At 71.7% G+C, this 774-nt stretch carries 1 protein-coding gene; it reads left to right on the top strand.

Annotated features, from left to right (window positions below; all coding sequences use genetic code 11):
* Positions 1–29 precede the first annotated feature (29 nt).
* Positions 30–774, top strand: a 745-nt coding sequence (locus tag N866_RS19195; RefSeq protein ID WP_173406185.1) for a transposase, incomplete at its 3' end; no start/stop codon positions are given.

Raw genomic sequence — 774 nt, 5'->3', positions numbered from 1 at the left:
CCCGTGTCCAAGATCCGGGGGTAGGGCCCGTGCGAGCCCCGTCGACGTTGGGCACGTTCCTGCGCACGTTCACCCACGGCCACGTCCAGCAGATCGACAAGATCACTGGCTGTGTCCTGGCAGGCCTGACCAGGCAGGTCTCGGGGCTGCTCGCCGGCGGACGCGCCGAGAACGGCATGGTGTTCGTCGACGTGGACGACACCATCCGCGAAGTCCACGGCTATGCCAAGCAGGCCGCCGGGTTCGGGTACTCGAAGGTGCGGGGCCTGAACGTGCAGCTCGCCACGGTGTCCACCCCCACCGCGGCGCCGGTGATCGCCCGGGCCCGGCTGCGACGAGGGAACGTGATCTCCCACGCCGGCGCACCGCGGCTGATCGCCCAGGCGGTGAACACCGCCCGAGCCGCCGGGGCGCGCGGGCAGGTGATGGTCCGCGCGGACTCGGCCTACTACCTGCGGGACGTGCTCGCCGCAGCGGTGCGCCATGACGCGTGGTTCTCCGTCACCGCGCGGATGAACCCGGCCGTGGTCAAGGCCATCGCCTCCATCGGCGAGGACGCGTGGGCCCCGATCACCTACCCCACCGCGGTCTTCGACGCCCAGGTCGGCGCCTGGGTCTCCGACGCCCAGGTCGCCGAGATCGAGTTCACCGCGTTCACGTCCCTGCCCAAGGCCAAGCAGGTCCACTGCCGCCTGGTCGTGCGTCGCGTCCGGCGCCTGCAACCACGCGCCTCCGACGGGTCGGTGCAGGGCGAGCTGTTCGCGGACTGGCGTC

The sequence above is a fragment of the Actinotalea ferrariae CF5-4 genome (assembly GCF_000603945.1).
In the GTDB taxonomy this organism is placed as follows: domain Bacteria; phylum Actinomycetota; class Actinomycetes; order Actinomycetales; family Cellulomonadaceae; genus Actinotalea; species Actinotalea ferrariae.
This window is presented reverse-complemented; position numbering and strand designations above follow the sequence as displayed.